At 68.9% G+C, this 26,867-nt stretch carries 22 protein-coding genes and 2 pseudogenes; 11 read left to right on the forward strand and 13 right to left on the reverse strand.

Translation table 11 applies throughout. The annotated features are described in order from the left end of the window. Nucleotides 1–27 precede the first annotated feature (27 nt). Together OG972_RS41865 and OG972_RS41870 are read right to left on the reverse strand one after the other, a co-directional pair. Entirely contained in the window at nucleotides 28–558 is a 531-nt protein-coding gene (locus tag OG972_RS41865; RefSeq protein ID WP_266991488.1) for a cyclophilin-like fold protein, read from the reverse strand. A gap of 16 nt (nucleotides 559–574) precedes the next feature. After that, nucleotides 575–1,591 (reverse strand): zinc-dependent alcohol dehydrogenase family protein, encoded by a 1,017-nt coding sequence (locus tag OG972_RS41870; protein ID WP_266991489.1) that lies wholly within the window; start codon nucleotides 1,589–1,591, stop codon nucleotides 575–577. Nucleotides 1,592–1,806: 215 nt separating this feature from the next. Here OG972_RS41870 and OG972_RS41875 point away from each other — a divergent pair, with 215 nt between their 5' ends. Then, the gene (locus OG972_RS41875) at nucleotides 1,807–2,733 is read left to right on the forward strand and encodes a helix-turn-helix transcriptional regulator (RefSeq protein ID WP_266991491.1); all 927 of its coding nucleotides are present in this window, start codon (nucleotides 1,807–1,809) and stop codon (nucleotides 2,731–2,733) included. 34 nt (nucleotides 2,734–2,767) lie between these two features. On the opposite strand, the gene OG972_RS41880 is transcribed toward OG972_RS41875, so the two are convergent. After that, on the reverse strand, nucleotides 2,768–3,676 hold the full coding sequence (locus OG972_RS41880) for a helix-turn-helix transcriptional regulator (protein ID WP_266991493.1): 909 nt from the start codon (nucleotides 3,674–3,676) through the stop codon (nucleotides 2,768–2,770). Nucleotides 3,677–3,891: 215 nt separating this feature from the next. On the opposite strand from OG972_RS41880, the gene OG972_RS41885 reads away from it, so the two are divergent. The 8 genes and pseudogenes from OG972_RS41885 to OG972_RS41920 all read left to right on the forward strand — a co-directional run bounded on the left by OG972_RS41885 (nucleotide 3,892) and on the right by OG972_RS41920 (nucleotide 11,581). Then, nucleotides 3,892–4,869, forward strand: coding sequence for an aldo/keto reductase (locus OG972_RS41885; RefSeq protein ID WP_266991495.1), 978 nt, complete (start codon nucleotides 3,892–3,894; stop codon nucleotides 4,867–4,869). 74 nt (nucleotides 4,870–4,943) lie between these two features. Next, a complete protein-coding gene (locus OG972_RS41890; RefSeq protein ID WP_266991497.1) occupies nucleotides 4,944–5,972 on the forward strand; it encodes an alcohol dehydrogenase catalytic domain-containing protein in 1,029 nt (342 codons plus the stop codon). A gap of 41 nt (nucleotides 5,973–6,013) precedes the next feature. After that, nucleotides 6,014–6,865, forward strand: a complete 852-nt coding sequence (locus OG972_RS41895) for an aldo/keto reductase (protein WP_266991499.1) — start codon at nucleotides 6,014–6,016, stop codon at nucleotides 6,863–6,865. A gap of 89 nt (nucleotides 6,866–6,954) precedes the next feature. Beyond that, nucleotides 6,955–7,650, forward strand: a complete 696-nt coding sequence (locus OG972_RS41900) for a flavodoxin (RefSeq protein ID WP_266991501.1) — start codon at nucleotides 6,955–6,957, stop codon at nucleotides 7,648–7,650. Nucleotides 7,651–7,829: 179 nt separating this feature from the next. After that, entirely contained in the window at nucleotides 7,830–8,147 is a 318-nt protein-coding gene (locus tag OG972_RS41905; RefSeq protein WP_266991503.1) for a hypothetical protein, read from the forward strand. A 605-nt stretch (nucleotides 8,148–8,752) separates the two neighbouring features. Continuing rightward, entirely contained in the window at nucleotides 8,753–10,171 is a 1,419-nt protein-coding gene (gene ltrA, locus OG972_RS41910) for a group II intron reverse transcriptase/maturase (RefSeq protein WP_266989918.1), read from the forward strand. Nucleotides 10,172–10,417: 246 nt separating this feature from the next. Continuing rightward, a pseudogene (locus OG972_RS41915) lies at nucleotides 10,418–10,794 on the forward strand (transposase); the annotation flags it as partial. A 67-nt stretch (nucleotides 10,795–10,861) separates the two neighbouring features. Further along, nucleotides 10,862–11,581, forward strand: a complete 720-nt coding sequence (locus OG972_RS41920) for an IS6 family transposase (RefSeq protein ID WP_266991505.1) — start codon at nucleotides 10,862–10,864, stop codon at nucleotides 11,579–11,581. Between the two features lie 87 nt (nucleotides 11,582–11,668). On the opposite strand, the gene OG972_RS41925 is transcribed toward OG972_RS41920, so the two are convergent. The 10 genes and pseudogenes from OG972_RS41925 to OG972_RS41970 all read right to left on the reverse strand — a co-directional run bounded on the left by OG972_RS41925 (nucleotide 11,669) and on the right by OG972_RS41970 (nucleotide 23,066). Beyond that, the gene (locus OG972_RS41925; protein ID WP_266991507.1) at nucleotides 11,669–12,667 is read right to left on the reverse strand and encodes an aldo/keto reductase; all 999 of its coding nucleotides are present in this window, start codon (nucleotides 12,665–12,667) and stop codon (nucleotides 11,669–11,671) included. Continuing rightward, the gene (locus tag OG972_RS41930) at nucleotides 12,664–13,425 is read right to left on the reverse strand and encodes an SDR family NAD(P)-dependent oxidoreductase (protein WP_266991509.1); all 762 of its coding nucleotides are present in this window, start codon (nucleotides 13,423–13,425) and stop codon (nucleotides 12,664–12,666) included. Before OG972_RS41930 ends, OG972_RS41925 begins: the two co-directional genes overlap by 4 nt. After that, nucleotides 13,422–14,765 carry an L-fuconate dehydratase gene (locus OG972_RS41935; protein ID WP_266991511.1) on the reverse strand — a complete coding sequence of 448 codons (1,344 nt, stop codon included), beginning with the start codon at nucleotides 14,763–14,765 and terminating at the stop codon, nucleotides 13,422–13,424. The genes OG972_RS41930 and OG972_RS41935 overlap by 4 nt, the downstream gene beginning before the upstream one ends. 11 nt (nucleotides 14,766–14,776) lie before the next feature. Continuing rightward, on the reverse strand, nucleotides 14,777–15,628 hold the full coding sequence (locus OG972_RS41940) for a fumarylacetoacetate hydrolase family protein (RefSeq protein WP_266991513.1): 852 nt from the start codon (nucleotides 15,626–15,628) through the stop codon (nucleotides 14,777–14,779). Between the two features lie 399 nt (nucleotides 15,629–16,027). After that, nucleotides 16,028–16,666, reverse strand: a pseudogene (locus OG972_RS41945) (beta-galactosidase small subunit); the annotation flags it as partial. Nucleotides 16,667–16,669: 3 nt separating this feature from the next. Further along, the gene (locus tag OG972_RS41950) at nucleotides 16,670–17,104 is read right to left on the reverse strand and encodes a hypothetical protein (RefSeq protein WP_266991515.1); all 435 of its coding nucleotides are present in this window, start codon (nucleotides 17,102–17,104) and stop codon (nucleotides 16,670–16,672) included. Between the two features lie 343 nt (nucleotides 17,105–17,447). Next, the gene (locus OG972_RS41955; RefSeq protein ID WP_266991517.1) at nucleotides 17,448–19,901 is read right to left on the reverse strand and encodes an Ig domain-containing protein; all 2,454 of its coding nucleotides are present in this window, start codon (nucleotides 19,899–19,901) and stop codon (nucleotides 17,448–17,450) included. A gap of 56 nt (nucleotides 19,902–19,957) precedes the next feature. Further along, the gene (locus OG972_RS41960; RefSeq protein WP_266991519.1) at nucleotides 19,958–20,785 is read right to left on the reverse strand and encodes a carbohydrate ABC transporter permease; all 828 of its coding nucleotides are present in this window, start codon (nucleotides 20,783–20,785) and stop codon (nucleotides 19,958–19,960) included. Continuing rightward, entirely contained in the window at nucleotides 20,782–21,780 is a 999-nt protein-coding gene (locus OG972_RS41965) for a carbohydrate ABC transporter permease (RefSeq protein ID WP_266991521.1), read from the reverse strand. Before OG972_RS41965 ends, OG972_RS41960 begins: the two co-directional genes overlap by 4 nt. Then, nucleotides 21,777–23,066: an ABC transporter substrate-binding protein gene (locus OG972_RS41970; RefSeq protein WP_266991523.1), complete on the reverse strand. Its 1,290-nt coding sequence runs from the start codon at nucleotides 23,064–23,066 to the stop codon at nucleotides 21,777–21,779. Before OG972_RS41970 ends, OG972_RS41965 begins: the two co-directional genes overlap by 4 nt. Nucleotides 23,067–23,191: 125 nt before the next feature. Here OG972_RS41970 and OG972_RS41975 point away from each other — a divergent pair, with 125 nt between their 5' ends. Further along, the gene (locus OG972_RS41975; RefSeq protein ID WP_266991525.1) at nucleotides 23,192–24,403 is read left to right on the forward strand and encodes an ROK family transcriptional regulator; all 1,212 of its coding nucleotides are present in this window, start codon (nucleotides 23,192–23,194) and stop codon (nucleotides 24,401–24,403) included. A 34-nt stretch (nucleotides 24,404–24,437) separates the two neighbouring features. Further along, nucleotides 24,438–26,591 (forward strand): alpha-galactosidase, encoded by a 2,154-nt coding sequence (locus OG972_RS41980; protein WP_266991527.1) that lies wholly within the window; start codon nucleotides 24,438–24,440, stop codon nucleotides 26,589–26,591. The last annotated feature ends 276 nt before the right edge of the window (nucleotides 26,592–26,867 follow it).

Genomic DNA, 26,867 nt, shown 5'->3' on the forward strand with positions numbered 1-26,867 from the left:
AGAACTTCTTTCCGTGCGTGTGGGTGGTCAGGTGGCGGGCTCGATGGTGATCCGCTCGGCCTGGGCCAGCTGCTCGGCCGAGACGTCGAGGTGGCCGAGGATGAGGAGGTCGGCCGAGGGGCTGGGGCCGTTCTTGTAGAAGAGAGCGAGGTTCCCCCACGGTGCGTAGTACGCGAGGTCGCCGGCCTTGGCCGCGGATGGCTGGGGGGTGCCGTCGGTGGTGAGCTTGCGCAGCGGATAGCCGATCCGCTCGGTGCCGTGGAAGTCCTCCAGCTCCAGGGTGAGAGGGAGCAGGCTTGCCAGGTCGCGGGCGGCGGGGCTGTCGTTCAGCGCGGCCTTGACGGGCTGGCCGTCGAGGGTGACGCGAATGTTCATCGGGGTCTTCCTCTCAGCGCCGGACGGGGCGCTCGGTGCCGGTGTCCCGTGCCGCCCGGTCGGCACGGACTGGGATGTGGTGGGGGCGTCGGGTGTGTTGTGGGAGCAGGCGGTCGCGGCCACCATCAGGGCTGCCGGGATGGTGAGGAGCCGCAGAAGGGCAGGGCGGGGTGCGGTGGCCATCAGTGCTTCTCGCCGGTCAGGGCTTGAGGAGGGTCTTGATGGCGCGGCGCGCGTCCATCGCCGCGTAGCCCTTGGCGACCTCGTTGAGGGGCAGAGTGAGATCGAAGACGCGGCACGGGTCGATGGCACCGGTCAGGACGCGGTTGATGAGGTCGGGCAGGTAGCGGCGTACGGGGGCGGGGCCGCCGCGCAGGCCGACGTGGGAGAAGAACAGCTCTTGCCCGTCGATGGCGACGTCGTGGGGGACGCCGACGAAGCCGACGTTGCCGCCCGGGCGGGCGGAGTGCAGGGCCTGCTGCATGGCCTGGGCGGTGCCGACGCACTCCAGCACGCTGTCGGCGCCGATGCCGCCGGTCAGTTCCTTGATCCGGGCGATGCCCTCCTCGCCACGCTCGGTGACGATGTCAGTCGCGCCGAAGGCGCGGGCCAGCTTCTGGCGGGGCTCATGCCGGCTCATCGCGATGATCCGCTCGGCGCCCATCTCCTTGGCGGCGATCACCGCGCACAGGCCGACCGCACCGTCGCCGACCACCACGGCGGTGGATCCGGGCTTGACCTCGGCGGCGTCGGCAGCCCACCAGCCGGTGCCCATCACGTCGGAGACCGCGAGCAGGCTCGGCCACAGCTCCTCGCCCGGCACCTCATCGGTGGCGACCAGGGTGCCCTGGGCGTTGGGAATGCGCACGTAGTCGGCCTGGCAGGTCGACATGAACTCGCGGTGCAGGCAGTTCGACTGGAAGCCGTTCTTGCAGTTCGGGCAGGTGTTGTCCGAGGTGGCGAACGATCCGACAACGAACTGGCCCGGCTTGACCGCCGTGACCTCGGATCCGACCTCCTCGACGAAGCCGACGTACTCGTGGCCCATCGGGTGCGGCTCGGCCGTCGGCTCCAGGCCGCGGTAGGGCCACAGGTCCGAGCCGCACACGCAGGTCACCGCCGTACGGATGATCGCGTCGGTCGGAGCGAGGATCTTCGGGTCGTCCAGGGTCTCGAAGCGGATGTCGCCGGGGGCGTAGATCATTGCGCCGCGCATGAGGGGTTCCTTTGCGTGCCGAGACGACGTACCCCAAAGGGAATGGCTGTCGCCGAGTGCAGAGTCAGGTGGCGTCCCGTCCTGCCGGCTCACGGCCGGGCGAAAAGCACCACGTCATCCAGGTAACCCGCTTCTGGCACGCGCAGCGAGGCACCATCGAAGGGTGTACTGCCAGTACATCCCTACGGCCGCGGGCGGGACGTACCGTCGAAGGCGTGGACAACCAAGCAGAGGTCCGCGAGTTCCTCACCTCGCGACGAGCCAAGATCACCCCCGAGCAGGCGGGCCTGCCCTCCGGCAGCCGGCGCCGGGTGCCCGGCCTGCGCCGAAGCGAGGTCGCCGCGCTGGGCGACATGAGCGTGGAGTACTACTCCAAACTGGAACGCGGCAACCTCGTCGGCGCTTCCCCGGCCGTCCTGGAAGCCCTCGCCCGCGCTCTCCAGCTGGACGACGCCGAACGCGCCCACCTGCTCAACCTCGCCCACGCGGCCGACGGCTCCGACGTCCTCACCCGCCCCCGACGCCGACGCACCAAGGAGCTGTGGCAGCCGCACCGCAGTCTGCAGTGGACGCTGGACGCCATCACCGCCGGACCCGCCTTCGTCCGCAACGGCCGTATGGACATCCTGGCCGCCAACCAGCTCGCCCGCGCCTTCTACAGCGACGTGTACGCCGCCCCCCACAACCAGGCGAACCTGGCCCGCTTCAACTTCCTCGACCCCGCCTCACGCCGCTTCTACCCGGACTGGGACCAAGCCGCCGACATCGCGGTCGCCATCCTGCGCACCGAGGCCGGCCGCAACCCCCACGACAAAGACCTCCACGACCTCGTCGGCGAACTGTCCACACGCAGCGACGACTTCCGCACCCGCTGGGGTGCTCACAACGTCCGCCACCACGGCACCGGCACCAAACGCTTCCACCACCACGCCGTCGGCGACCTCACACTCGCCTTCGAAGGGCTGGAGATGGCCGCCGAACCCGGCCTCACCCTCACCATTTACGCCGCCGAACCCGGATCCCCCTCCGAAGAGGGCCTGCGCCTCCTCGCGACATGGGCTGCCACCCAGGACGCCAACTCAGCGGAAACCCAGCGAGCTGATCACTGCTGGGAAACCCGCTTGGGGTCTTACAGGGCCTGAGAGAGTGGCAGGGGCAGGCAGCTGTTGTGGTGGCTTACGGCTGCTGCCCGGTGGGTTTAGAGGCGCCGGCGGGACGTTCGGTGGGCCGGGGCTCGGTCATGTCGAGCAGGAGCAGGGCGTCGTGGTCGGGGCTGCCGGGTTCGGCGGTGTAGACGCCGATGCGTTGGCCGGGGGTGCCTTCGACGTGCAGGGACTGGGATGTGAGGGTGAGCCTTCCGACCTGCGGGTGCTGGAACACCTTCTGGGCGGGCTTGCGCCCGGTCACTTCGTAGCGTTCCCACAGGCCCGCGAAGTCGGGGCTTTTGAGGAGGAGTTCGCCGACGAGGTTCGTCAGATCGGGCGCGTCGGGGGCAGTGCCGGCGACGGCGCGCAGCCGGGCGACGCAGGCGGTGATCTGGCGGTCCCAGTCCGGGAACAGATCACGCGCGGCCGGGTGGATGAAGAGGTAGCGGGCGAGGTTGCGGTGCTTGACCGGCCAGTCATCCAGGCCTGCGTACAGGACGAGGCCGCCGGGGTTCCAGGCCAGCATGTCCATGCTGCGGCTGATCACGTAGGCGGGGTTCGGGCGCAGCGACTCGAGCAGCAGCTTGAGGTGGGGGCGCACGGTGCGGCTGGGCGCGGGAGGTGGTTCGGAGACGTAGCGGGCGGCCCGGGCGGCGAGCTCGCGCAGGTGCTGGTGTTCCTGGTCGTCCATGCGCAGGGCGCGGGCGAGGGAGTCGAGCACGGCCGGGCTGGGGCGGGTCTCCTTGCCGCGCTCCAGGCGCACGTAGTAGTCGATGCTGATCCCGGCGAGAGTGGCGAGCTCCTCACGGCGCAGGCCGGGGGTGCGGCGGATACCGGCGCCGACGGTGAGGCCGACGTGTTCAGGGCTGGTCTGGGTGCGGCGGGCGCGCAGGTAGCGGCCCAGCTCGGCGCCCTCGCTGTGCGCGCTCTGGGATGCCATGACTCCAGTCTCACCCGCCTGGCACCCGCCGCGCTGGGCCGAGGGGGGCCCTGTCATTACCCCTGAAGAGCCCGCCCTGCCACACCGGAGCAATCCGGGCGAAGGTGAATGAGGAAGACGCCGGCCCCGCGCCGTCGCCCAGGCTCCGACCGACATGACCTGCCGGGCCGGGCGAGCGAGGGGCCGGGCAACGCCATGGATCGGAAGAGGGCGAGATGCGGTACATCAAGCTGCGTGACCTGGAGGTTTCCCGGATCGGGCTGGGTGCGATGGGCATGTCTCACGGCTATACCGGCTCGGGCACCGATGACGCGGAGTCGATCAGGACCGTGCACCGGGCGCTGGAGCTGGGTGTCACGCTCATTGATACGGCCGAGATCTACGGCCCCTACACCAATGAGGAACTGCTCGGCCGGGCCCTGAAGGGCCGCCGGGACCAGGTGGTGCTGGCCACCAAGTTCGGCCTGGTCTCCCACGGCGGCGACGGCGCGTGGAACCTGGACTCCAGCCCGGCCAACATCCGGACCGCGGTCGAGGGCTCTCTGAAGCGACTGGGCACCGACCACATCGACCTGTACTACCAGCACCGGGTGGACCCGAACACGCCGATCGAGGAGACCGCCGGTGCCGTCAAAGAGCTGATCGCCGAGGGCAAGGTCCGAGCCTTCGGGCTCTCGGAGGCCGGCCCGGACACGATCCGCCGCGCGCACGCGGTCCAGCCGGTCACCGCAGTGCAGTCCGAGTACTCCCTGTGGACGCGGGGGATCGAGGACCGCGTCCTGCCCGTTCTGCGGGAGCTGAACATCGGCCTGGTGCCGTTCTCCCCGCTCGGACGCGGCTTCCTGACCGGCACGGTCCGCTCCACCGACCAGTTCGATAACGACGACTTCCGGCGCGGCAACCCGCGCTTCACGGGCGAGAACTTCCAGCGCAACCTCGCGCTCGCCGACGAGGTCAAGGCACTGGCCGCCGAAGTCGGCGCCACGCCCGCGCAGGTCGCGCTGGCCTGGCTGCTCGCCCAGGGCGACGACATCGGCCCCATCCCCGGCACCAAGCAGGTCAGCCGTGTCGAGGAGAACACCGCCGCCGACGCCGTCACGCTGACCGACGAGCAGCTCGACAAGCTCAGCAGCCTGCCGCCCGCCGCCGGCGACACCCACACCGCGGCCCAGGCGCAGATGCTCGAACGCTGACCCCTGCCCCGGCACACCGCGCTTCTCGTGGCGCCACCCCGCCCCTCGTCCCCTCGCTTGGAGTAACACCCCTCATGCGTGCAGCAGTGATGTACGGAGCCGACGACGTCCGCGTCGAGGACCGGCCTGACCCGAAGATCGACCAGCCCACCGACGCCGTCGTCCGCGTCGTCGTCGCCTGTGTGTGCGGCAGTGACCTGTGGCCCTACCAGTCGATGCCCGCCACCGACACCGGCCGCCCCATGGGGCACGAGTTCCTCGGCGTCGTCGATGAGACCGGCGCGGACGTGACCGGCCTGAAGACGGGGGACCTGGTCGTCGCCCCGTTCACCTACAGCGACAGCACCTGCGACTACTGCGCCAAGGGCCTGCACATCTCGTGCCGCAACGGCGGCCGGTACGGCTTCGACGGCGTCGACGGGGGCCAGGGCGAAGCGGTCCGTGTTCCGTACGCGGACGGCACCCTGGTGAAGCTGCCGGTGGCCGCCGACTCCGCGCTGCTGCCGTCGCTGCTGGCGTTGTCGGACGTGATGACCACCGGCCACCACGGCGTCGTCACCGCCGGCGTGACCCGCGGGGACACGGTCCTGGTCGTCGGCGACGGCGCGGTCGGCCTGTGCGCCGTGATCGCCGCGAAGCGGTTCGGCGCCGAGCGGATCGTGCTCGCAGGCCGCCACGAGGCGCGCACCGACCTGGGCCGCGAGTTCGGTGCCACCGACGTGGTCGCCGAGCGCGGTGAGGAGGGCATCGCCCGCATCTGCGAGCTGACCGGCGGCGTGGACAAGGTCATCGAGGCCGTCGGCACCCGGCAGGCCCTCGACACCGCCCTGGGTGCGGTACTGGACGGCGGCACCATCAGCCGCCTGGGTGTCCCGCAGTACGAGCAGGGCCCGATCGGCCCGGCCGCCTTCATGCGCAACATCACCCTGACCGGCGGCGCCAGCCCCGCCCGCGCCTACATCGAACAGCTCCTGCCCGACGTCCTGGACGGCACCATCGCCCCCGGCCGCGTCTTCGACCAGACCTTCACCCTCGACCAGACCCCGGACGCCTACCAGGCCATGGCCGACCGCCAGGTCCTCAAGGCCCTCATCCGCCCCTGACCAACCCCTCCCACCCGCACTGCGCGAAGGACATTCCGCTCATGCAGACCGTCACCCTCAACAACGGCGTCGAGATGCCGCTCCTCGGCTTCGGCGTCTACCAGATCCCCGCCGAGGACACCGAGCGCGCTGTCTCCGAGGCGCTGGCCGCCGGCTACCGCTTGCTCGACACCGCTGCCGCCTACGGCAACGAAGAGTCCGTCGGCCGAGCCATCAAGTCCAGCGGCATCGCCCGCGAGGACCTGTTCGTCACCACCAAGCTGTGGGTCCAGGACGCCCTAGCCGAGGACAACACCCGGCGCGCTTTCGAGACGTCCCTGACCAAGCTGGGCCTGGACCATCTCGACCTGTACCTGATGCACCAGCCCTTCGGCGATGTCTACGGCCAGTGGCGCGCCATGGAAGCCCTCAACCGCGAGGGCCTGGCCAAGGCGATCGGCGTCGCCAACTTCTACCCCGACCGCCTGCTCGACCTGATCATCAACAACGAGATCACCCCGCAGGTCAACCAGATCGAGACCCACCCCTTCTTCCAGCGCGCCGACTACCAGGACCTCATGCGCGAACACGGCGTACAGATCCAGTCCTGGGGCGGCTTCGCCGAAGGCAAGAACGACCTGTTCACCAACCCCCTGCTGGCCGAGATCGGCAAGCAGCACGGCAAGTCCGTTGCGCAGGTCGTGCTGCGCTGGCTCACCCAGCGCGGCGTCGTCGCCATCCCCAAGTCCGTACGCGCCGAGCGCATGGCCGAGAACATCGACGTCTTCGACTTCCAGCTCACCGACGAGCAGATGGCCCAGATCGCCACCCTCGACACCGGCAACTCCCTGTTCTTCGACCACCACGACCCCGAGATGGTCACCTGGCTCGCAGGACGCCGCCTGGACGCCTGAACCGAACCCGCCACCACCCCAGGGGCGAGCAGCCGCACCGCCGGCCGCTCGCCCCTCCCGCTGCCAGACCTCTCGCGAAGGGCCCACCTGTGAACGAACCGAACCACAGCACAGCCCGGCGCCGAACGATCCTGCGCGCCGCGCTGCTCACCCCAGTCACCGCCATGACCGTGCCCCATCTCGCGGGCTGTTCACCCGCGAACGATCAGCCCGACCGGCGGAAGACGTCCCCGAGCCGGGCAGCAAGCGTTACAGCGCGGGGCAAGGTGCTGCTCGCGTACTTCTCGCGGCCCGGCGAGAACTACTACTACGGCGATCGCACCAACCTGAAGGTGGGCAACACCGAGGTCATGGCCCGCAAGATCCGAGATCTCATCGGCTGCGACGTGTACCGGATCGAGCCCACCGACCCCTACCCGGAAAGCTACGGCGCGACCGTCAAGCGCAACGTCCGCGAACAGGACGCCGACGCACGCCCCGCCATCAAGGGCGCACTGCCCGACCTGGACGAGTACGGCACCGTACTGTTGGGCAGCCCCATCTGGAACGTCCGCGCCCCCATGATCATGACGACGTTCACCGAACAGCTCGACTTCACTGGCAAGACCGTGGTCCCCTTCACCACCCACGCCATGAGCGGCATGGGCACCACAGCACGTGACTACGCAGCCTCCTGCCGCGGCGCCACCTTCGCTGACGGACTGGCAGTCCAGGGCGAGGAGGTCGATCAAGCCAATCGCGACATCAGCGCCTGGCTGCATCGTGTCGGCCTGAGGGGCTCCTGAACGGCACTCCACGCATGCAGTTCATCTGTCCGGCCCCGCCGGCCGAGGACGGAAACACTCGAAGAGCACCCCGCTCACGTCCACCGCTTTCGTGGGACACCGGGTCTGTAAAGTTAACGGCTCTGTCACACGTCCGGTGGCGGCGGAGAGTGACGTCGGCCCTGTAGGTAGCAGCGTCCGTGAAGACCCAGGTCTACGGGGCGACGTCACTGACGTCGGTGCTCGAACGACACGTACAGGGATCGTCGCCCTACAACCACCGGGCGTACGCCCCATCGGGCCTTCTCTCGCTCACCGCGGAAAACACCGAGGTCACCGACGTCATGGCACCGCCGGTGACATGGTGCGACAAGAATAACGCTCCGTCACCACCGGATGCGCAACAGAGCCAAGTTAACGGTGGTTCTGGAGTTGTTAGTGAGTCAGCGGCGGGCGGCGGAGAGCCGACCGTCGAAGGTGATCTCGAAGGCGTTGAGTGCGGCCTTCGTGCGCCGTGAGGCGCTGGTGCGCCGTGAGGCGCGGTGAATCGAAGGAGGTGCAAGACCTCCTCGCCAGCCTGTCGCAGCAGACTGGTGGGAGCTGAGCGCAGTCCGATCCGGGAGACGCCGGGGAGGGCGGGAAGCAGCGCTGACAAAGCCGGGACTGCTCGGAACTACCAGACGGGCCGGGTCCGGCAAGCGAGATCAGAGGGCATACGAGAGGAATCAGTGGTAAAGCTCCGTAAGCGTGGCACCGGCTCAAATCTGGTGGATATGGGCCGGGTTGCAGTGCACAGTCCGTTTGCTGAACGGACTGACTCCGTAGCCGACTTGGCGTGTCGGTGGGGAGGCCACGGCGAAAGCCTGCGGCGTAACCGTGGCGATGCTGCCGGGGCAAAGCTGGATGCCGGACTGATCGATCGATTCACCGTGAACACGGGAACCGTCCCGCGTCGCTCCCAAGGCCCGGAATCCATCCGGGCCGGTGGGATAGATGCGTCGTCTGTCGAAGGCGCGGGACGGGGCGGAGGCCCCGTAGTAGTCCGAGCGGACGAGAGGTCCGCACATGGCGAAGGGGGCCAGCAAGTCGGCAGTAAGGATGCTGGAATGCCGGGAGGTCGTTGGTGAATACCGACGAACTGGAATACGCCTTGCTCAAGGCGGAACGCCGGGTACTGGAAATCCAGACCAAGCTGAACCGTTGGGCCAGTGATGAACCTCATCGCCGGTTCGATGATCTGTACAACCTCGCCGCGGATCCGGGCTTCCTGCTGGTGGCCTGGGACCGGGTGCGGAACAACAAGGGCGCGCGCACGGCGGGAGTGGACGGCGAGACCGCCTACTACATTGAGTCCGTGCGCGGGCTGGAAGGGTTCCTTGCGGAACTGCGGGAAGATCTCAAAGCCCGCACCTTCCGACCCCTACCGGCTCGGCGACGCGCGATTCCCAAAGCTGACGGCAAGGTCCGCTATCTGGGGATCGCGACCATCCGAGACCGGGTCGCTCAGGCGTCCTTGAAACTGGTGTTGGAGCCGATTTTCGAGGCGGATTTCCTCCCGTGTTCCTACGGGTTCCGTCCGAATCGCCGAGCTCACGATGCGGTGGCCGAGGTGCACCATTTCGCATCCCGCTCGTATGAGTGGGTTGTTGAGGGTGACATCAAAGCCTGCTTCGACGAAATCTCGCACTCCGCTCTCATGAACCGGGTGCGGGAACGTGTCGGAGACAAACGTGTCCTGGATCTGGTGAAGGCATTCCTGAAGGCAGGCATCCTCGGTGAGGACGGCACGCTGGTGAATACCAACGCCGGGACTCCGCAAGGGTCGATTCTTTCACCGTTGCTGAGCAATGTGGCTCTCTCGGTCTTGGATGAACACATCGCCCAAGGGCCGGGCGGCCCCGGAGCCAGCCCGTATGGAAGGGCCAAGCGACGCCGTCAAGGTCTGCCCAACTACCGCCTCGTGCGGTATGCGGACGACTGGTGCTTGCTCGTGTCGGGCACCGAGGCGCACGCCCAAGCCCTGCGGGAAGAAATCGCCGGGGTCCTGTCCACGATGGGCCTGCGCCTGTCGCCGGAGAAGACCTTGATCACCCATATCGACGAGGGCCTCGTCTTCCTCGGCTGGCGCATCCAACGTCACCAGAAGCGAGGCACCGGCAAACGATACGTCTACGTCTATCCGGCCAAGAAGGCCCTGGCGGCCGTCATGGCCAAGGTGAAGACAATCTGCCGGCGGAGCATGAACCTGCCGCTCGAAGACCTGCTGCGTCAGCTCAACCGGATGCTGCGGGGCTGGACCGCGTACTTCAAGTACGGATGCTCGAACGCGACTTTCAGCTATTTGAGGGCCTTCCTCTGGAAGGAGATCATCAGATGGCAGGAGCGCAAGCACCGGCGTGTTCCTTGGAAGGTACTACGCCGACGCTACGGTATCTGGCCCGCCGAAGGCGGGATGGAATTGTTCGACCCGGCAAGGGTGAGCGCCAAGCGCTACTACTACCGGGGAACACGCATCCCGACACCATGGCCGAGCACAGCATGAGGTGAACACCGACCCACGGGACTTGTGGAGAGCCCGGTGCGCTTAGCGGCGCACGCCGGGTTCGGGAGGCGACCCGGAGAAACGGACTGACCGCAAGGCCAGCACCGCGCTCCGGGTCGACCTCACTGATTTGAGTGGGGGGTGAGAGGGCGTTAAGTCCTATCTCTCTGGGTTCGTGATCGCTCGTTCGTGTGACTGGTTGCCGTTCGGGGCGGCGATTGGGCATGTGCATGCTCGGATATCGGCATGGAGCGTGGGCCGTATCCGAGCGACTTATCGGACGAACAGCGGGCGTTGATCGAGCCGATGATCTTGTCCTGGAAACAGGACCGTGTGGCGCGGTCGGCGACGAAGGATCCCGGGGGACCTGTGATCTCCGGGAGGTCGTGAACGCGATCTTCTACCAGAACCGGACGGGCTGCCAGTGGCGCTACCTGCCCCATGACCTGCCCGCCTGGTCGGCGGTGTTCTATTACTTCACGCTGTGGCGCAAGGACGGGCTCGACCAGCGGATCCAGGAACCCCTGCGCTGCCAAGTGCGGGAGAAGGCCCGCCGATTAGAGGACCCGTCCCTCGTGGTCATCGACACCCAGTCCGTGCGCGCGGCCGCGGGAGTCCCGAAAACGGCGCTGTCACGTTGGCTGGCTCATGGGATGATCTTCGGGTTGATCACGTTGGGGGGAACCGTCCGTGGTGGGTACACCGCCGTCGTACAAGGAGCACCGATACCCGGTGAGGGTCATCTCGCACTGTGTGTGGCTGCACTTCCGGTTCCCGCTCAGTTTCCGTGAGGTTGAGGAGCTGATGCTCCAGCGTGGTGTCGCCGTCTCCCACGAAACCGTCCGGCGGTGGTGCGCCAAGTTCGGGCAGGACTACGCCAACGCGCTGCGCCGCCGTCGGCCCCGCCCCAGGGACAAGTGGCATCTGGACGAGGTCTTCATCAAGATCAACGGTGAGCAGAAGTACCTGTGGCGGGCGGTCGACCAGGACGGCGATGTCCTGGACATCCTCGTGCAGGACCGCCGGGACAAGGCCGCGGCCAGGCGCTTCTTCCGTACACTCCTCAAGAAGACCGGTGCCGTGCCCCGGGTGATCGTCACTGACAAGCTCCGCTCCTACGGCGCGGCTCACCGCGAGGTCATGCCCTCGGTGGAGCATCGCTCGCACAAGGGCCTGAACAACCGGGCGGAGAACAGTCACCAGCCCACCCGGCAGCGTGAACGTGCGATGAAGGGCTTCCGTTCTGCCGGCGGGGCGCAGCGGTTCCTGTCCGCGTTCAGCGGCATCTCACCCCACTTCCGGCCCCGACGCCACCTGATGACCGCACACGACTATCGAGCCGAGATGACCATCCGCTTCGCCATCTGGGAGCACATCACCGGCGCCACCGGCCAGCCCACCACGGCCTGAACACGGCTCCCGAACCCGCCCCACCACACCCCGACACACCGTCAGATGTACGCGCGCCCAACGACGTGACAGCGCCCGCGACACGCATCAGTCGACCACCCTGGGCATCGGCACGTCGGCGGGGAGCAGCCCGCGTGCCTTGAGCTCCGCCCACAGCGCGTCCGGGACCGGGTGGGCGAGCATCGCGGCGGCGTCGCGGGCCTCGGTGGCGCTGCGGGTTCCGACGAGGACGCTCGCGACGGCCGGGTGTCCGAAGGGGAAGCGGAGTGCGGCGGCGCGCAGCGGCACTCCGTGGCGTTCGCACACCGCCTTGAGGTCCAGTGCCCGGGAGAGCAGGTCGAGCGGCGCGGTGACGTAGTCGTAGGTGGCGCCGGGACGGGGGTCTGCGAGCAGTCCGGAGTTGAAGACGCCACCGATGACGACACCGACGCCGCGCGCGGCGGCGAGCGGCAGCAGTTCGGCCAGACCGCGCTGGTCGAGCAGGGTGTAGCGGCCGGCGAGGAGCACGGCGTCGATGTCCGTGTCGCGGACGAAGCGGGCGAGCAGCTCGGCCTGGTTCATGCCAACGCCGATCGCTCCGACGACTCCCTCGTCCCGCATCCGTGCGAGCTCCGGGTAGGCCTGGTCGAGGGCCTGCGCGGCATGGGCGTCGGGGTCGTGTAGGTAGACGACGTCGATCCGGTCCAGGCCGAGCCGCTCCAGGCTGTCCTCGATCGACCGGCGCACGCCGTGGGCACTGAAGTCCCAGCGCCTGCGGTGGGTGGCGGGCACGGCGAAGCCGTGGGCGAGGTCGTCGCCCGTGGCTTCCGGGGTCGGGACCAGGATGCGGCCGACCTTGGTGGACACGACGTAGTCGCTCCGCGGCCGGGAGCGCAGTGCTGCGCCGAGGCGCCGCTCGGACAGGCCGAGACCGTAGTGCGGGGCGGTGTCGAAGTGCCGTACGCCCGATTCCCAGGCGGCGTGGACGGCCCGCTCGGCCTCGGCGTCGGTGACGGCGGTGAACAGGTTGCCGATCCCGGCGGCGCCGAAGGCGAGTTCGCCGACGCGCACGCTGCTGCGGCCGAGCCGGTTCAGGGGCGACGTCATGGCGTGGGCTCCGGTCGCAGGCGTAGGCCCGCCATGCCGCCGTCGACGGCGAGGGCGGTGCCGGTGGTGCTTCCGGCGGCCGGGGAGGCGAGGTAGGCGATGGCGGTGGCGACCTCCTGGGCGGTGACCAGGCGTCCGGTGGGCTGGCGGCCGTCGAGGGCGGCGCGTTCGGCGGCCGGGTCGGCGGCGGCGTCGAGCAGGCGTGCGACCCAGGGGGTGTCGACGGTGCCGGGGTTGACGCAGTTGACCCGGATGCCCTCGCGGACGTGGTCGGCGGCCATGGCGAGGGTGAGGGAGAGGACCGCGCCCTTGCTGGCCGAGTACAGTGCACGCTGCGGCAGCCCCGCGGTGGCAACGATGGAGCAGGTGTTGACGACCGAGGCGTGATCCGATGCGCGCAGGTGGGGAAGGGCGGCGCGGGTGGTGCGGACGATCCCGAGCACGTTGACGTCCAGGACGCGGTGCCACTGCGCGTCCGGGTTGTCCTCGACGGTACCGGCGGCCCCGATGCCGGCGTTGTTGACGAGGATGTCGATCCCTCCGAGTGCTGCGGCGGCTGCCTGCACCGCGGCGTGGACCGAGTCGTCGTCGGAGACGTCGGCGGTGAAGCCGCGCAGCGGGGCGGGGGCGCCGCTCGGGTCGAGGTCGAGGACGGCGACGTCCGCGCCCCGCTCGGCGAGCAACGTGGCGGTGGCCAGGCCTATGCCGGACGCGCCTCCGGTGACGAGGGCGGTGAGGCCGTGGAGTTCGGTGGTCATGCACGGGCCTCCGGGTTCGACGCTTCCAGGTCGGCGGCCCAGAAGACGCCGTCGGGGTAGCGGTAGGTGTCGAGGCTCGACTGCCTCATGGTGGCGGAGAAGCCGGGCTCGACGGGGGCCCGGTAGTGGCCTCGGTCGATCACGACCGGGGCGAGGAAGTGCTGATGGAGGTGGTCGACGTACTCGATGACCCGGTCGTCGGTGGTGCCGGATAGGGCCACGTAGTCGAACATCGACAGATGCTGGACGAGTTCGCACAGGCCGACGCCGCCGGCGTGCGGGCAGACCGGGATGCCGAACTTCGCGGCGAGCAGCAGGATCGCCAGGTTCTCGTTGACGCCGGCCACGCGGGCGGAATCCAGCTGGAGGACGTCGATCGCACCGGCCTGGAGCAGCTGCTTGAAGACGATGCGGTTCTGCACGTGCTCGCCGGTGGCGACCTTGACGGGGTGGACGCCGCGTCGGACGGCGGCGTGGCCGAGGATGTCGTCGGGGCTGGTGGGCTCCTCGATCCAGTACGGGTCGTACTCGGCGAGCGCGTTCGTCCAGGTGATCGCCTCGGCCACGTCCCAGCGCTGGTTGGCGTCGATCGCCATCCGGATGTCCGGGCCGACGGCGGCGCGGGCGGTGCGGCAGCGGCGGACGTCGTCCTGGAGGTCGGCCCCGACCTTGAGCTTGATCTGGGTGAAGCCGTCGGCGACGGCCTCCTGGGCGAGCCGGGTCAGCTTCTCGTCGGAGTAGCCGAGCCAGCCGGGAGAGGTGGTGTACGCGGGATAGCCGCATCGCAGCAGGTCGGTGGCACGCTCACGCGCGCCCTGCTTGCCCTTGGTCAGCAGGTCCAGCGCCTCGTCCGGGGTCAGGGCGTCACCGATGTACCGGAAGTCGACCTGGGAGACGAGCCACTGGGGGTCCGCGTCGGCGAGGAGCTGCCACAGAGGCTTGCCCTCCCGCTTGGCGGCCAGGTCCCACACCGCGTTGACGACGGCTCCGATCGCCATGTGCATCACGCCCTTCTCCGGACCGAGCCAGCGCAACTGGCTGTCGCCGATGAGCGCGTGAGAGAGGGCGCCGGGGTCGGCGGTGAGTTCGGCGACCGACCGGCCGACGACGTACGGGGCCAGGGCGTCGATCGCGGCGACCTGGACATCGTTGCCTCGGCCGATGGTGAAGGTGAACCCGTGGCCCTCGTGGCCGTCGGCCGCGGAGGTGCGCAGGACGACGTAGGCGGCGGAGTAGTCGGGGTCGGGGTTCATGGCGTCGGACCCGTCCAGTTCCCGCGAGGTGGGGAAGCGGATGTCGTAGGTGTCGACGGCGGTGATCCGCGCTGCGATTGCGGACAACTCGGTGCCTTTCACGCGTTGATGAAGGTCTGGCGCTGGGTGCCGAGGCCGTCGATGGTCAGCTCGACGGTGTCGCCCGTGCGCAGGTAGGGGGTGCCGGGCAGGCCGAGGGCCACGCCCGCCGGGGTGCCGGTGTTGATGACGTCGCCGGACCTGAGGACCATGTACTGGCTCAGGTACCAGACCAGGTACGCGACGTCGAAAATCATGTTCTTGGTGTGGCCGTGCTGGCGCGTCTCGCCGTTGACAGCGAGGCGCAGGCCGAGTGCCTGCGGGTCGCGGACCTCGTCGGGGGTGACGAGCCAGGGGCCGAGCGGGTTGAAGGTCTCGCAGGACTTGCCGAGGTCCCATTGCGGGGAGTACTCCAGCTGGAACTCCCGCTCGGACACGTCGTTGCTGATCGCGTAGCCGGCGATGTGCTCGGGGGCTTCCGCGGGGCTCGCCAGGTAGCGGGCCTCGCGGCCGATGACGACCGCGAGCTCCACCTCCCAGTCGGTCTTGACCGAACCACGCGGGATCAGCACCTCGTCGTACGGACCCACCACGGTGGCGGGGTCCTTCATGAAGACCACCGGTCGTTCGGGGACGGGCGCGCCGGTCTCCTCGGCGTGGTCGCGGTAGTTGAGGCCGACGCAGACCACCTTGCCCGGCCGGGCCACCGGGGCGCCGACCCTCAGTCCGGTGATGTCGAGCACGGGCAGTACGCCAGCCGCGCGAGCCTTCTCGATCCGGCCGGTCACGTCGCCGGCGAGGAACTCCCCGTCGATGTCACCGGTGAGAGACCGCAGATCCAACGCGGTCCCGTCCTGGAGGAGCAGCGCCGGAATCTCCCGTCCGGGGTCTCCGATGCGGATCAGCTTCATGTCCCGTCTCCTGTCATCGCGCGGGGCACACCCTTGTGTCGACACATCCGATGAATCGGCGGCAGCTCGACCATACGAGCGAGAGCCACTCCACCGCAAGGAGACATCCGATGTTTCCTTGCGAAAGAGAGCAAGGCCTGCGCCACCGCACCCACTACCCGACCCCTCCCCAGCAACTCTGGGAAGGGGTTTCGCGGGCGGGCAGTGCGCACTTACGCCCCGCTCCACCCATCCGTCTGGCACATACAGCCAGACCCTTACTCCTCGATCCATCCGATGATTTGTGAACGGATGGCCCGTCGTGCGTCCCCGACGCACCTCCACAAAGGCCGCCGCGCCCCCCGCAGTGGGGAGGGGCGACGGGTCGGGAACGTGCGGGCGCCCGCGAACGGTGGGCCCTCAGCCGGCGGGCGAGAAGACGAAGGTGAACTCGCTCGGCCGGGCCTGGAGTCGGTACGGGGGCAGCGGGGCCGGGCCGCAGGACGCCGAGCCGATGCCGTGCTGGCCGTGGTCGAGCTTGACCCACACCGTCCCACCGGGAACGAGGTCGGTGCGGTGGCGGGCGTCGTCGAGCGCCTCCGTGGTCCAGCGCCAGGCGGTGAACCAGAACTCCGGGTCGCCCTCGACGCGGAGCCCGCCGAGCTCCAACCAACGGACGTCGGCCCGGGCGCCGTTCTCCTGCGGGCGGACGTAGGGGGTCTGCAGACCGTCCACGGTCGACTACCAGCGTCCGATGGCGGACGCCTGGGAGCTGTCCGGGTACGCCTCGCCAGGGCCGCCGCCGAACCAGCGCACGGCGTCCGCGGTGTCGAGCCCGAAGCGCACGCCCAGCCGGGGCAGCGGGACGTTCCACTCGCCTTCCGGTGCGACCGAGACGGTCAGCCCGAGCCGGGTTCCGTCGGAGGTCCATCGGTAGGCGACGGCCAGCCCCACGTCCCTGGCGGCCGGGGCCACCCGGGTGCGGACGGTCAGCGCGTCCTCGCTCACGTCGACGCCATCCACGCGGTGCTTCATCCGGTGCAGGCCGAGCTTGCGCCACTCCTAGGGGGGCCACTCGTACGGCTTCTGCGTGCTGTCCTCGATCCGGTGCGAGGCGTAGACGAAGCCACCGGACGCGTTCGTGCCTCCGACGTCGTACGTGGTGCCGTCCAGGACGATCCTGGCCTCCGGCTCGCCGGTGTGGTCGAGTATCTCCTGGCCCGTGCCCGGGTTCTTCAACGAGGTGGTCGTGAAGTTGGGTGCGGTGTGGAAGGAACGCTGCACGATCCCTTTGGCCATCGTGACGGAGCGACCGTGGACGGAGATGGTCGACGGTGTGGTCACCGGGCGGACACCCCAGTCCTTGCCCGGCGCCGGGTTCGACGTCGCGGCGCTCGCACTGGCCCGCGTGGCAATGGGGACGACCGTGGCGACGAGACCGGCCGCGGCCATGGCGCGCAACATCTTGCGACGCGTCAGTTGCTGATCCCTGTCCATGAGCTTCCCTTCGACGAGAGCAACGCTCAGAGCGGCGAGATCTCGGTGGTCGATGAGCGGATGGATGGCAGAGGGATGTGACGGCCGTAGCAGGCCTCTTCCGAGGCAAGTCGATTCAGCCCTTCGTGGTGCCCCGGCCAGGCCGCGGGCGAAGAGCTTGTGAGGCGCGAGGGGGGAGGCCAGAACTGCAGGGCGGCCCGCGTCAAGGCGAACACCGCCTCGAAGTCCTGCTATGGGGGCCGATGGTGTGCCAACACGTGGGCGCTCGCCCCTCGGCGTACGCCCACGTGCAGGTCTCATTCAGCGTGACGGTGATCCGCCGCGCGCGTCCGGCCCGACCGGGCTACTCGGCGACGTCGATCTCGTAGTCGCGCTGGGCCCGCGGCTGGCCGGAGCTCTGGTATGCCGTGACCGTGAACCGCGCTGTTCCCGCCTTGGTGGGCGTACCCACGATCCCTCCGGTGTCGGCATTGAGCACGAGCCCATGGGGCAGGGCTCCCGAGGTCACCGCGTATCGCGTGGTCGCCGGCGTGTTGGTCTTCACGGTCGCCTCGTACAGGTGTCCCTTGGCCGCCGCGGGCAGCGGTCCGGCGTCGAGCTTCGAGGTCGGAGCGACGACGGCCTGGGGGTTGCCGACCGGCTTGCCGTCAGCGTCCAGCTCCTGCAAGGACCATCGCTTGCCCGGCTCGACCACGGTCAGGTGCCAGTTCGTCGTCAGGTCGCGGAACCGCGCCCGCTGCTCCGCGGTGAACGCACCCAGGTTGCGGGCCGTCTCCCATTGCTGGATGGCATCGAGCAGTCGCGTCGTGTTCTCCCCGCCCGACACAAGGCTGGAGACCGAGCTCTGGAAACCTGCCCCGGCGTTCAGACCGGCGCCTCGAGCCAGCTTCCACTCCATGGTGAGCAGACTGTCCGAGCCCTTGAGGCTGATCCAGCCGAGCATTCCGGGAAGGTAGTTCGCCTGGAGGTACTTGTTGTTCTTGGACACCTGCTCCATCGAGGTGCTGCCGACTTCGCCCCAGCTGGCCCGGGTCAGCGCGTCCCAGGTGTTCGAGGTCATCCGGCTGGTCTCGGAGATGAATCGGTCCTTGGCGTCGATTCGCCGGAACGTCCCGTTCACGAGGTGAGCCATGCCGTATGCGCCCCAGCCGGACTCCGATGCCGACTCCAGGCCGTCCCACGACATACCGGTGATGCCGGTTTTGTTCCATGCGGTGGTCAGCCTGTCGCTGATCTCGTCGAGGACTGCATGGTTACCGATCGCGCCGCCGTAGCTGTTGGCCACGACTCGGGCGGCGTGGTCGTCCGCAGCGTGTGAGACCGCGACCGATCCCCATCGCGCGCGCTGCACGCCGGTCAGCTTCCACTCGTTCCCGACCTGCTCGGCCGCTCCGTAGCTGACGAATTCGTCCCCGATGCGCAAGTAGCTGTGGTGCACTCCCGCAGCAAGCAGCGCGCCGGAGTCGAGGTACACGGTGGTGTCGCCGGCCGTCAACGGGCGGGTGAGCGAGGCGCTGCCCCCTGTCACGAGCCGGTTGTCGGCAGGTGCCGTGACGTAGGGGTCTTGCGGGCTCAAGGCCCAGTCGTAGGGCTCGTCGCCGGTGCCGATGAAGTCCGACAGGGTGTGTACGCCGAGCTGCACACCGTTGGCCTTGGCGATGTCCACGGCTGCCGCGGCCCCGGCGTCGCTCCCGCCCAGGCTCGAGTCGAACTTGTAGTGGCCGCTCGACTTCCATGGCCCGTAGTTGGTGGTGAGTGAGTAGATGCGGTTCATGCCGGCCGCCTTGGCGAATCGGGCCGCCGCCGGAATGTTGTCGGTCTTCAGGTCGCCGAGCACGAGCCACGACTGGCTGCTCGCCTGTGAGGCCTTCTGCCACTGACCGTTCAGCCTTGGGTAGGGCAGCTTCTCGCCCGCCGCGATGTTGGACAGGATCGTCGGCGTCGCCTCAGGCGAGGCTCCGAAGAGTGCCATCTTGGAACCGGCGATCTTGCCGTCGCGGCCGGGCAGCGGCCCGACCGGGATCGGATAACCGTGTACCTTGCGCTGGCGTTCCTTGGTGTAGTCGAAGGTGAAGGCGCGCAGTACGGAACCCCAGGGGGTCACGCCTGCCGCGCTCCACTCCTCCAGAGAACCCACGCTCACGTGGTCCGGGTCGTGGTCAACCTCGCTCTCCCAGCCCATGTCCTGGTACTCCTGCGGCCAGGCGCCTTCGGTACGGTCGGTCAGCGGACGGAGCCCGATGGCGAAATCGTCGTCGCGGACCACGCCCACCGATGTGCCGACCGTCTCGGAGATCGACGTGGCCAGTGGGCCCCAGAGAAGGGTCTGCACATCGACGTCCTTCGGCGCGTCGACGGCGACCGCCTCGAACGTGGTGTAGCCGCGCTTGCTGACCAGCTTCACCTGGATCTTCCAATGCGCCGCCTTGTTCCGGAACGTGAGCATCTGGCCGCCGGGTCCGGAACGGTCAACCGTGGTCGGCCGTTGCTGCTTGCCGTCGACGACCAGGCTGACCAGGGACGTTGCATGACCGGGCGCGATGTGGTCGACCCCGGTCCTGACGTCCTCCAGACCTACGACCGTCCCTGTCCTGTCGAGCTCGAGGTCCAGATAGCCGGCCTGGATCTCGATCGACGGAGTCGTTCCGTCAGGCCGTGCTTGCGCCGACTGTGCGCCGACCGTGGGCAGGATGCCGGCGGTCAGCATCACGACTGCCACGGCACCGGCCGCCCGCCGGCGCCGTTCGGGGCTCCTCCGGGTGGGCTGGGATCTGACTATGAGTTGTGAGAACTGCATGATGGTGCTCCTGTCATCTTTGACGGAAACTGCGCTGCACCGGCCGCTTGTGCCGGTCAGCCCTTCGTGGCGCCGCCGGTCAGGCCGCGGACGAAGTGCTTCTGGAAGGCGAGGTAGAAGGCCAGGACGGGCAGTGTGGCCAGCAGCATGAAGGCGAACACCGCCCCGAAGTCCTGCTGGTAGGGGCCGATGGAGCGGAAGATCCCGACCGTCACGGTGTTCCCGGCTCCCGGGCCCAGGACGAGCAGCGGGGTCAGGAAGTCGTTCCAGACCCAGACCCCGAGGAAGATCAGCACGCTGGCCGAGGCCGGCCGCAGGAGCGGGAAGACAACCTGCCAGAAGATCCGGATCCGGCCGGCACCGTCGACCGCTGCGGCCTCTTCGAGCTCGCGGGGGATCGAGCGGATGAAGCCCATGAAGACGAACACGGCGAACGGTAGGTAGTACCCGACGTTGACCAGTACCGCGCCCGGCATCGTGTGCATCAGCCCGATGGCGTTGAGGATCCGTGTGATCGGAAGCATGATCACTGCGGGCGGGATCATCAGGCCGGTCAGCATGACGCCGAGGACGGCACGGCTCCACCAGCGGCCCGACCGGACGAGGTGGTAGGCCGACATCGCGGCCAGCACGGTGGTGATCAGGATCGAGAGGGTGGTCAGTATGACGGAGTTGACGAGGCCGTACCAGAACAGCCCGTCAGGCCGCTGGAGCACCTGCTCGATGTTGTCGAGGGTCGGCGGAACCGGGAGCGCGAGCGGCGATCCGACGACCTTGGCACTGGTTTTGAAGGCGTTGACCAGCGCCACGTAGAGCGGCAGACAGAAGACGGCCGCCACGCCGGTGGCCAACAGCGGGCGGACCCACGGCGTTCGGGAGTTCACAGGTTCACCTCTCGTCGTTGCAGGAGCTTGAGCGTGGTCACGCTCGCGATCGACACCACGACGAGCATGATCCCGGCCATCGCGGACGCCACTCCCGGGCGTTGCTCGGAGAAGGCGGTGCGGATCACCTCGAAAGCGACGGTGGCCGTTCCGTCGGTGCCGGGGCCGCCGTTGGTGAGCACGGCGATCTGGTCGTAGACCTTGAACGCGCTGATCATCAGCATCACGGTGTTGATCGTCAACGCGGGCGCGAGCATCGGCCAGGTGATCGCGCGGAACTGCTGCCAGGGGCCGGCGCCGTCGAGGCTCGCCGCCTCATCGAGCTCGGCGGGGATCCCCGCGAGCCCGGCGAGGTAGACCACGACGGCGAAGCCGAGCAACTGCCAGACCATGATCCCGGAGACGGAGTAGATCGCGTACGACGGATCCGTGAGCCAGCCCGGCGGGCTCTTGACCCCCAGCGAGACGAGCGTGCTGTTCAGCAGGCCGTCGTCCGCCAGGATCGCGCGCCCGATCACCGACACCACCACGGCGGAAAGGATCACCGGTGTGAAGTAGACGCCGCGCAGCAGGCTGTAGAGCCGACCCTGCCGGCGCAGCAGCAGGGCGATCGCGAGACCGAGCAGGTTCGTCAACAGCACCACGATCACCGTGATCACCACGGTGTTCCACAAAGAGTGCCGGAACTCCTCGTCCCCGAGGAGGAAACCGTAGTTGTCCAGGCCCACGAAAGAGGTGTTCGGGCGGGTGGCGCGCTCGTCGGTCATCCCGATGTAGAGGGTCCACAGGATGGGTGCCAGAACCATCGCGGTGAAGACCGTGAGGGTCGGCAGGACGAAGACGGCGAAGGCTCCCGCCGACGGCCATGTCCAGGTGCGGCGCCTGCGCGGCCCACCCGTGCGCCCGGACGGGGCCGCAGTGGGCTCCGGCCGACCAGACCGCGGGACTCCTCCAGCGGCAACGTCCCCCGGCCGGGAGCGCAGGGGATGCGTCACTTCGAGAGCTCCTTGAACTGCTTGTTCAGCGTCGCGACGAACTTGCCCACGTCCGCGCGGCCGTTGAGGAGATCGTTCAGTGCCGCGTCGACCTTGGGTATGAAGCCCGACGGCAGGGCCGGGACGCCGCCTTCGTTACCGAAGCTCGGTGTCACGGTTCCGCTGGACTGGGCCCTGTTGTAGAGATCGAGGGTGGTGTTGTACAGCGGCGGCAGACCGGACGGCGGCTTGTAGCCCTTGAGGGCGACGAACAAGCCGTCGTACCGCGCTCCGCCGTCGGCGTTCAGCTTGGAGAACTCGATGGCCCACTTCTTGGCCTTGGCGACGTGGGGGGACTTGGCGCCCACCGACAGCCCGCCGCCGGTGTACGTGGGCACGACGAGCGAGCCGTCCTGCGTGGGCATGGGGAAGACGCCGATCTGCTTCTGCTGCGCCTTGTCCGGGGCCGCCGGGAACCACGAGCCCATCGGGTACATCGCGCCCTTGCCCGCGAGGAACGCCTCCTGCGCCTGTGCGTAGGTGGCCGACAGGTTGTCGACGTTCTCCTTGCCCGCCAGCGCCTTCATCTTGGTCGCCGCGTTGACGAACAGCGGGTCGCTGAAGTCGGTCTTCCCCTCGACCAGCTTGTCGAGCCACTTCGGGTCCTTGGCGTAGACCTCGTCGGCCACCAGCTGGGAGAAGGTCCATCGCGGGCCGAGGCCGTCCGGTGCACCGCCACCGATGACGAACGGCTTGATCCCCGCCGCCTTCAGCTTGCCGACCGCGGCAAGCAGGTCGTCCCATTTCTTCGGAGGAGTGGTGATGCCCGCCTTCTCGAAGGCCGCCTTCCGGTAGTAGATCTGCCAGGTCTGCGAGTTGGTGGGCAGCTGGTAGATCTTGCCGTTGAAGCTGTTCGCGGTCGGGCTGACCCAGTCCGCCAGTTCCTTCTTGCTGAACTGAGCGAGCTTGCCGCCCTCCGCCAGTCCGGCAGGGTCGATCGCGACCATGATGTCGGGCAGCGCACCGGTCGAGTCGAGCTGGCGCGCGTACTCGTTGCGCTGCTCGGCACTCGGCGCGACGAGTTTCTTGATCTTCACCCCCGGCACCTTGGCGCTGGTCCTGGCGATGATGTCGTCCCAGTAGGAGGCGGTGAGGTTGGGGGTCTCGAAGGTGAGCAGGCTCAGCGTCACGTCACCGCCCGAACTGTTCCCGTCTCCGCCTTCGCTCCCGCCGCCGACGGCACACCCGGTCAGTCCGACCAGGCCCAATGCCGCGGCCATCGCGACCCAGTTGGCCCGCTTGCCCATGAGGCCCTCCTTGCTGGTCGAACCCATCAGGGGATGTCGCTCGGCCAGAATTTAGATAAGTAAGTTTCTTGTCAATATTGCTCTTGGGGCGTCAATGTAGATAGCGTGACGCTGTGAGTCAAGACATGCGTGAAACCCAGCGCAGCGCGGCTCCCGCAGGCCGTGCGGGCGATGCCCACCTGTTGCGCAAGCTCAACCTCGCGGCCGCGATGCGGGCGTTCCTCGATACGACGTCGCTAACGGTCAGCGACGTGCGCAAGACCGTCGGAGTCTCCCGCCCCACCGCCGAGGAACTGCTGGCGACGCTGCTTGATCAGGGCTTCGTCCGTGAGGCGCTCGGGCGTCCGAACGGCGAGCGGTCCGCGGGACGGCCGGCCCGGCGCTACGAGGTCGTGGCCGAGAACTTCGCCGTCGTCGGAGTCGACATCGGCGCCCACAAGGTGGCCGTGGTCGTCTGCGACCTGCGCGGGAACGTCGTGGCGGTGCGCAGACGCAGCGTCGGCTCCGGCCTCGGGCCGGCCGAGCGCATCGGGGCGGCGGCACGTCTGGTGGAGGCGACCGTCCGGCAGACCGGGACGAGCTGGGAACAGATCCGCTCGGTGGCCTGCGGCATCACCGGCGTGGCGGCCAGCGGCTCGGAGGTCAAGGACGTCCGCACCGTTCCTGCGGGCCAGGACCTGGACGTCTACTCGCTCCCGGGCTTCGACAAAATCGACGTGGTCTCGGAGGTGTCGGGGCGCTTCAAGCGCGACGTGCTGGTATCCAACGACATTCACCTCGCAGCGGTGGCCGAGCAGTGGCAGGGCGCCGCCGCCGAGGCGCGCGACCTCGTCTACATGCACGCCGGCCGCCGCCTCGGGGCCGCGATCGTCATCAACGGGCAGATCCACAACGGACGGCACGGCCTGGCGGCGTCCGTCGGCGCCATGAAGATCCTGGGGTGGGCCGACGCGATGGCGCAGCTCGACCACGAGAGCCGCAGGCTTGCGGGCTCGGCCGCTGAGGAGTCCACCAGCGACGACGTCCGGGCGCTCTTCGAGGCGGCCGCGAACGGCGACCGCACTGCGGTGCGCACCGTCGACCGCGTCGCCGAGGCCCTCGCCCTGGGCGCCTCCATCTTGGTCCACGCCGTCGACCCCGACCTCGTCGTGCTCGGCGGCGGCCTGTCCCGCGCGGGGGACGTGCTCACCGGTCCATTCGAGCGGCACTTGGCCGCGACCTCACTCGACTCGCCGGAGTTCCGCGTGTCCCTGCTCGGCGACGAGTCCGTCGCCCTCGGCGCCGCCCGGCTGGCCCTCGACGATCTCAAGGCGCGCCTGCTCGCAGTGCAGGCCTGATCCGCCCCCTCTCACCGCACCAAGGAGCCACCGAATGATCGAGCCCGGACGCGTTGCCGTGCCCGCGCCCACCGCCCCCGTGTCCCTCTCCGGTCTCGGCGGGACCGAGACCACGACGATGGTCCTGCTGCCGCGGGCGGACGGCTTGCCTGACTTCGGGTGGATGGGGCTTTCCTTGACGGCGAGAGACGTCCGATCCTTGACGATCCCAGCCTCGGTCGAGACCACGGCCTGGAACTCCTGGCTGATCGGCTCACCGGTCAGCGTGTTCCCGGAGCACGCGCGCGGCTACCTCGGACGGCCTGCGCTGCTCGGCCACCGGGTCGGCCCCGAAGGCCCCGGGAGCGACTGGTCCACCGCGTTCGGTCCCGGCTCGGTGCGGTGTGACGACGGCTCGCTCGTGGTCCAGGCCACCGACGAGGCAGCGGGACTCGAACTGCGCTTCGAGGCCGAAGCCGTCCCGGGGGGAGGGCTCCGCCTCCGGCACCTGTTGACCAACGTCGATGCCGGCCCCTATGTGGTCGACGCGCTCGAGGTGGTCATCCCCGTTCCGACCGGCGCGGGCGAGATCCTCGACTTCACCGGTCGATGGGCCCGCGAGCGGCAACCCCAGCGCCGTGCCCTGGCGGACGGGCAGTGGGTCCGGGAGCACCGCCGCGGCATGCGCATCCTCGACGGCACTGGCCTGATCGTGGTCGGTACCCCTGGCTTCGGATACGGCGACGGTGAGGTGCTCGGTGTCCACCTCGCCTGGAGTGGCAACCACCGGTATACCGTCGAGCAACTCAGCTCTGGCACCGCCGTCGTCCGGGCCGGCGAGTTGCTGCACCCGGGCGAGGTGGTCCTCGCTGAGGGCGAGACGTACGCGATGCCCTGGGTACACGTGACCGCGTCCGCGCGCGGGCTCGACGGCCTGGCGGACGCCACCCATCAGTACGTCCGGTCGCTCGCGGCCCATCCGTCCCCGCCCGCACCCGTCATGTTCAACCCGTGGGAGGCGGTCTACCTCGACCACGACCTCGACACGCTGACGGCGCTGGTCGACATCTCGGCCAGGCTGGGCGCCGAGCGTTTCGTGCTCGACGACGGGTGGTTCGCGGGCCGCACCTCCCTCGACGACGGCCTGGGCGACTGGACCCCGGACCCGGCGGTGTGGCCGGACGGGCTGGCACCGCTTGTGGACCGGGTGCACGAGAAGGGGATGGAGTTCGGGCTCTGGTGGGAGCCGGAGGCCGTCAACCCGAACTCCGCGGTCTACCGGGACCACCCCGACTGGATCCTGCGCACGGGCGACCGGTCGCCCGTGCTGGAACGCAACTGCTACCTGCTCGATCTCAGCCGGGAGGATGTGCGGACACACCTGCTCGACGCCTTCGGCCGCCTGGTGGCGGCGCACCGGATCGACTTCGTCAAGTGGGACCACAACCGCGACCAGATCGACGGCGGTGACTCGCGCGGCTCCGGCCGGCCCGCGTCACGGCGGCAGACCCTTGCCTTCCGCGAGCTCCTCGACGAGCTGGCCCGCCGCCATCCCGGCATCTCGTGGGAGAGCTGTGCCTCGGGAGGCGGCAGGATCGACCTGGACGTGCTCGAGCGGGTCCAGAGCGCCTGGGCCTCCGACGTCACCGATCCGCTGTCCCGCCAACCGATCCAGCACTGGACCGCCCAGCTCGCCCCGCTGGAGTACCTCGGCGCTCATGTCGCCGCGCCGGTCTCCCACCAGACCGGCCGGACCAGCATCCTGGACCTCCGCGCGGCCACGGCCTTCTTCGGCCAGTTCGGCGTCCAGTGGGACCTCACGAAGGTGCCGGCCCACGAGCTGGACCGCCTCGCGTGCTGGATCGACCTTTACAAGCGGCACCGCGCGCTCCTGCACACGGGTCGGTTGACACGCGTCGAGCTGCCCGACGGTCTGCTCGCGCATGGAGTGGTCGCTCGCGACCGCTCGGAGGCGCTCTTCTCCTACGCCCAGCTCGACGAGATCGTGCCCGTGCCACCGCGGCTCCGCATCCCAGGACTCGACCCGGACCAGAACTACCGCGCCTCGCTCGTCACTCCCACCGACCCGTCGGCGACCTGGGAAGTCACGGGCATCCAGGCCTCCGGCGCGGCGCTGGGAGCACTCGGGCTACCGGGTCCCGCGCGGGCACCCCAGAGCGCGGCGCTGGTCCACCTGCGCGCCCTCTGATCCGGCCATGGCACCTCGGGACCGCATGACGTTGCGCATGCGCTACCCGCTTCACGAGTCGTGGTGCTGGCCCGGTTTCCGGATGCCATCCGGGAACCGGGCCAGATCCGAGAACTGCAGCTCGATCCTCATCCGGGGGCGCGTGTGCTGCTCACACCCGCACCGGCCGCCGTCGGATCACCCGCAGCACCGGAGGATGCTGCGGAACCGGAGTCCCTTCCCCCTCGGTCAGTGCTTGTTCCAAGGCGTCCAGGGTCTCTCCGGCTACTGCCAGTC

Source organism: Streptomyces sp. NBC_01669 (assembly GCF_026339735.1).
Taxonomy (GTDB): Bacteria; Actinomycetota; Actinomycetes; order Streptomycetales; family Streptomycetaceae; genus Streptomyces; species Streptomyces yanii.